Below are 6,309 nucleotides of genomic sequence, written 5' to 3'. Positions count from 1 at the left end.
AAAATTGTTTTAAATCTTTCTGAATGTGGTTACTTCGGTTTCTCCTTCATAGGGACCTCTTAATATAAGGGTAGAGCTGGTTAACTCAACAATCTGCTGGCTTTCTCCCTCAATAATCAAATTGTTCCCTGAAACAGTATAACTAACTGTTTCTGTATATTCGTCTCCATAATAAGGATCAATCTCTACTATAGTAAAATTACCTCCCTGAAATGTTACTGTGATCTCTCCTGGCTCAAACTCATATTCTTCAGTATATCCATTCTCAGTGTATACAGCTTTCACTGCTTCCCAAGTACCTTCAAGTTGTGAAAGATTAACATCACCACCGTTGCCACCGACTTTTTCCATCACATACACGGTTATAGCCGTTCCTTCCTGACCGACTGTCACAATCAGCTGATCGCCGTCAAGCTCATACTCTGCGTAGGGAATTTCGACACCGGCTTGTGATATATTCATAGTTCCGTTACTGTACGTTCCACTTGTACCATCACTGAATTCAAACTCACCGTTACTGAAAAGTTCTATGGTAAAACCTGTAACAGGGACATCAGCTAAATCAGACGATGATGAACCGGTTTGCATTTCTACCGCTTCCCATTCACCTACAATACCATTTCGGTTGCTGTCTGATGAGGAGGGGTTTGAGCAGCCACTGAGAATGAAGAGTGCTACAAATAGAGTGCTGAATAGTGCCTTTTTTACGATCATGAGGTACTCCACCTTTCGTGAAAATTGAATTTTGTATTAAATGTAATTTGGGTAATAAAAAAGTTGCTTTAAAATAAGTAGTGCCAATATTATAGTGTAGTTTTTTTCTTTCGTGGTAAACTCAATCAGTTTCCGGTGTTTGCAAAATGTATCACAAACCCACAACCACCACCTGTAACCGGTTGATATATGTATTGTTGCACACTGCATAGTACAACCTGTGCAGGCGTCTATGCCTTGTAATTATCGGGATATAAAAAAAGCTGATAACCAGAAAAACCCTCTGACTACCAGCCTGTATACTACTTTTAAGCTGTTAGATTACATTTTGGAAGGAAAGGTAATCGTAAAACCGGTACCCTGTCCAGGCACACTTTCTATATCGATTTCACCACCTATTTCTTCAAGGTTTGCAAGCACAGCAGCCATTCCCACTCCCCGACCAGAGACTTCAGAAACGGTTTCTCTGCTGGAAAGACCATCCTGGCAAATAAGAAGCAGTTTCTGTTTAGAAGACATGGCTTCACACTCCTGCTGAGTGATGACTTTCTGCTGCAATGCTTTTTGAGCAATCTTTTCAGGGTCAATACCAACCCCATTATCCCTGAGCTTGATTACTGCGTTTCCGTTATCTCTGAAAAATTCCAGCTCAATAACAGGCTCACCCTTCTCTTCGCTTCTGTTTTCCCCAGATTCAATACCATGATCCATAGAGTTTCTTATAAGATGAGTAAGCGCTTCATCAATTTTGTTCAGTAGATTGGGAGGCACTTCCGCATCATGGGGCAATGTTTTAAACAGTACAGATTTATTGAGTTTTTTGTTAAGCCTTTCGATTATGTTGTTGTACTTTCGTGCCATAAGTGATAGTGGCTGATGATCAATGGTTGCTATTTCAGCATAGAGCTGTTCACGCAAAAGAGCATCTTCCTTGGTTCTCAGTTTATTCACCAGATACCGTATGCGATCCAGTTTAACCGAATTCATTCGTACTGTTGAATCATTATTAGTGGTCAGTTTTCTGATCATTGCGGCAGAATCATCAAGGCGCTCCCGTAATCGTTTTACATCATTTTCCAAGCGATTAAAATAATCGGTTCTTCGACACTCATTTTTCCCTTCGATGAGCTCCTCAAGCACCTGTTCTGATTCATGTGCACAGGTAGAGAGAAGATCAAATCCGTAACTACCCGCATCACCCTTAATTGTATGCAGGTGACGGAACATACTGTGCATGGTGTCGGTAATCTCCTTTGAATCTTCTACTGAATGAGCTTCCCTTTGGTTATGAAAATAGGTATTTAATTTATCAACGCCTTCATTTATTATCGATATCCTCTTTTCAGTTTCCACAATAAAGTTGGTAATTATTTCAGGTGGATTTTTAGCAATCGAGAGAATAGTGTTCACCTCATTTTCATGAATTAAACGCTGCTCTTCAATCTCCTTTTGCATCTTTCGGTGCTCAGTAATATCCTGCATTATAATCATTACTTTGTTCATATTATCTTTTGAATCGAACATCTTTTGATAATCAACAGAATAAATTTTCCTTTCACCATCAGCGGTTCTATTAAATTCCTGTACAGGACATAGTCGTTTAATTTTTTTCCAGGACAGTGATTTATGCCGAAACTGTACGAGTTTAAGCCACTGCAAGAAGTGTTCATTCTGCTGATCATCAAACTGAAAAGCCTCTTGTATAGTACTGTTTTGGGTTTGTTCTAATCCAAGCATCTCTTTGGTTACTGATGAGGATTCAGGATTTAGGGTTCCATCAAAATTAACCGTAAACAAACCGTTTTCGATGTTGCTTAAAATTTCCTGATTCTGTTTTACTTTCTCGTCTACCATTTCCTGGAGATTATCGGTATATTGCTTGAGATTGGCTCTCATGGACTCAAAGTTTTTAGCCAAAACACCAATTTCATCCTTGGAGGCTGAAGGTGGCAGCGGTGTGTTTAGATCTCCCTGAGCGATAACAAGACTTCTCTTTGTCAGATCTTTGATGGGGGTAACCATTCTGCGGGTTGTAATCACCGATACAGTTGAAGCGATTATGAGAATAAGCAATATTGCCATAGCGGTATAACGTATTGCATTAATAAGCTGTGCGCGAAAATCCGCAGCAGGAACCTGAACCACAACACCAAATCCCAGTTCGGAGATATAGTGAAATGATGCAAGATATTCATTGCCCTGCTCATCTTCGAATTCAATATTGCCACTGCCCTGTTCAAACATCTCTTTTACCGGAATTTCATTAGAAAAATCACTTTGTGAAGTTACGCTTCTTCTGTCAGGATGGGCCAGCAGCTCACCATTACTGAATACAATATAAGCATGCCCCGACGCGCTGACTCTAAGCGGTTCGATTATATCCCAAAACCTACGCAGCGATATATCGGCTAACACATACCCTCTCTCTTCCCATCCGTTTATAAAAGCTCCTATAGTCCAGTAAGGCATTCGGTTATTCCACTTTACCTCTTTTGAGTAGTAGGGCTGTGAAGCCAGATTGGAGCCTGGAAAAAGGTTTTCACCGCTTCGGTCCCTTAGCTGACCGGTCATCTGATTGTTAGCTATTTCCATATTGTCTGAAGTTATGACCGATATATGCTCATCAGGCATGAAAATATTTTGCATCAGTTGATTTTTTAAAGCATTTGAGATTCCATCCCTCTCAAAACTTAAAAATGCGGGGGTTGTTGCCAGAAGCTGAAGATCTGTATAGACTCCCCTTACTTCCTGACGAATCTGCATTGCTGCCATGTTTGCAGTATTCTGTGTTGAAGAATAGATATTTTCATATACCACTCTCCTGGTCTGCCTTAGCAGTACTAAACCGGATAAGATAACAGATAGGAAGATGAGCCCGGTAACTAAAAACAACCATTTAAAATGAATACTTGAAAAGAAATTGCCTCGCTTTTTCATACACCTGCCTTTTTAATTACACAAATATTCAATGATCATTAATTATACACCTTTCTATAAATCCTGTCTATACCAAACTATTGCTCAGCATACCATCATAGACATGGTATGCTAATTTGGCGAAAATATTTGACCGGTATTAAAACCAATGGTATGATTTTATGGCAGGAAGATACGACAGTTTGATTTTTTTAATCGCACTTTTTTCATCGGAGGAGGAAGTATGAGGAGTAAATATTTAAGCATTACCCTGTTCGTGTTTCTCTTATTATTTACGGCACATTCTGTTCAGGGCCAAACCCTCAGACTCTGGCTTATGCCCAATGGCACCTACCCGGAGAGGACAATAGGTCGCTATCTCGATATATTCGAGCAGGAGAACCCACATCTGAAAGTTGAGGTTGATATACTCGACTGGGGAGTAGCCTGGTCCAGGCTGGTGGAAATGGCTGAAAATAAGGAAGGGCCCGATGTTGTACAGCTTGGTACCACCTGGGTTCCCCACTTTGCCCGAGCAGGCGCACTTTTGGATTTAAAAGACAAGCTGGATGATTTTGGTGGCAGAGAATCGTTTCAGCAGACCGCATGGTCAACGACTCACCGTTACGCCCGGGATGAATCGGTGGCCTTACCCTGGTTTCTGGATACAAGACCTTTGCTTGCTAACAGAAAATATTTTGACGAACAGGGTTTTAGTGCCGATCAGTTTTCGACCTGGGAGTCACTTAAAGAATCTCTCGTTGAATTTAAGGAAGCAGGTGTAACCCGCTCGGGTAATCGTGTCTGGCCAATAAGTCACTCCGGGATCGGCGATTGGAATGTGGTACACAATTTTGCTCCCTGGATTTGGTCTGCCGGAGGATCTTTTATCGAGGCTAAGGGAAATCAGTTTTTCTCTAATATCAGAAATCCCGCTACGGTTGAGGGTATTCGTAAGTATATCTCTTTTGCCCTTGAAGGCCTGGTTGACCCCGATGATCTTCAAAGTAACATGATTGCAGTTGAATCAAAGCTTTCTGAGTCAAGAGCGTTTCTGTCAGTGTGGACCAGCTTTATTTTTCTTCAGGAACACGATGATTCAGACCTCTCACAGCTTGATCAGGATGGTGTCCTTCCTATGGTAATGCCTGAAGGCCCTCAGGGGCAGTACTCTTTTCTGGGTGGCAGTAACCTTTCAGTCACCTCGTTTTCAGAAAACCCTGAAGAAGCACAACAACTGATGCAATTTCTTCTGCGTGATACTATAGTGGCAAGATATTGCAGTGATATCGGTACTATTAGCGGCCGTGCTTCCACCACTCAGAAACATTATGTAAGGAATAGTGATCATTACCGTACACTGCTGGAAAACGTAAAAGTGGGACGCTCATATCCAAATACACCTGAATGGGGTGATGTTGAAATCGCACTTAACAGTGGTCTTGAAAACATTTGGAGACTGGTACAGGGAGTATTTGGGGATTTCAATGAAGAGGACTTCTTGCAAGAAATATCAGATCTTGATAAAGCAGTCAATGAAGCCTTAGGTATTTCTCAGGATGAAGCACAGCGGCTTTATGAGTCTGTTTATGGCCCTGATGGAGCTGGTGCGCAGCAGAGGGTGCAAGATGAAGATTCAGCGCAATTTGGCTTTATGTTTCTGATCTTGGGTGTTTTCCTTGCAGCGGGAATAGTTATTGTCATAACCGAATCTAAAAAAAAGAAATAGAAAAGTATAGCTAATGAGCTATTTTTACTTTTAATTTGAGGGGTGAAATGTGATTATTTCACCCCTTTTTTTTATCAAACTTGCTGGAAAATTACAATCGTTATGCTTCTTGCTATCGTCAAAAGTAAGTTTTAAGTATTCTAAAACTACCTGCTGCTAACGATTATTGTTGCTCTTTTTCTGCCTGGCAAAGCTTTACCGTTCCAAAGTTTCCCAAAACCCAAAACACTATCTAATGACATTCCCGAAACCAACAAACCAAGGGACATAAATACTCTGTACAACAACATACTCCAACTAAATCGCAATGAAATAGCTGTATCGCGTGTATCATCACACCAGAATGATTCATTTTTGCGATTAGGACAAGTAAATATAATATAGGAAATTTAAGTAGAGATTTGATGAAATTGAGCAATTCAATAATTATCGGTGTTATTTACAATGTATATATACTGGGTTAAAAAAAACAACACCCCAAGGCGGGATGTTGTTAAACCGCCTTTTAGCAAAGGCGGTGTGTTTCAACATGCGTACAAAGAGATATCAGGTTACAGCTCAATCTTCAAAGATTTCATTTACGGTATCGATAAAATCTTGTACAAACTCCTGATTATTGAATTTCAATGGCTTTTCGATGTATCCCTTAGCACCCGCGTTCATACATTCAAGCATTGCGTTTCCCCGCACAGCAGAAATCATAAGTATATTTGCTTCAGCATTTTCCTGAAGAATTTCTTTCATTGCTTCAAACCCATCTTTATTCGGCATGGTAATATCCAGAGTGATAAGATCTGGTTTGTGTTTTTTGTATAGATCAACAGCTTCATTACCATCACACCCAGAAGCAAGTACTTTAAATTCCAATTTGCTTTCAAAAAAATTTACTATTTGTTTCAATAAAAACTTAGAATCATCGACAATAACAACTGTTTTTTCAGACATGATAT

Annotated in this window: 4 protein-coding genes; 1 reads left to right on the top strand and 3 read right to left on the bottom strand. The window is 40.2% G+C overall.

Translation table 11 applies throughout. The features are described from left to right. Window positions 1-9: 9 nt before the first annotated feature. Both QA601_08315 and QA601_08310 read right to left on the bottom strand, forming a co-directional pair. Window positions 10-714 (bottom strand): lipocalin family protein, encoded by a 705-nt coding sequence (locus QA601_08315; GenBank protein MDG5815078.1) that lies wholly within the window; start codon window positions 712-714, stop codon window positions 10-12. 321 nt (window positions 715-1,035) lie between these two features. Continuing rightward, window positions 1,036-3,651 (bottom strand): cache domain-containing protein, encoded by a 2,616-nt coding sequence (locus QA601_08310; GenBank protein ID MDG5815077.1) that lies wholly within the window; start codon window positions 3,649-3,651, stop codon window positions 1,036-1,038. 223 nt (window positions 3,652-3,874) lie between these two features. On the opposite strand from QA601_08310, the gene QA601_08305 reads away from it, so the two are divergent. Further along, window positions 3,875-5,359 carry an extracellular solute-binding protein gene (locus QA601_08305; GenBank protein MDG5815076.1) on the top strand — a complete coding sequence of 495 codons (1,485 nt, stop codon included), beginning with the start codon at window positions 3,875-3,877 and terminating at the stop codon, window positions 5,357-5,359. A gap of 558 nt (window positions 5,360-5,917) precedes the next feature. Here the strand turns inward: QA601_08305 and QA601_08300 are convergent. Next, window positions 5,918-6,304 (bottom strand): response regulator, encoded by a 387-nt coding sequence (locus QA601_08300; GenBank protein MDG5815075.1) that lies wholly within the window; start codon window positions 6,302-6,304, stop codon window positions 5,918-5,920. Window positions 6,305-6,309: the final 5 nt, after the last annotated feature.

This window comes from Chitinispirillales bacterium ANBcel5 (assembly GCA_029688955.1).
Lineage (GTDB): Bacteria > Fibrobacterota > Chitinivibrionia > Chitinivibrionales > Chitinispirillaceae > Cellulosispirillum > Cellulosispirillum alkaliphilum.
The sequence above is the reverse complement of the archived record's forward strand: the minus strand, read 5'-3'. Positions and strand labels throughout refer to the sequence as shown.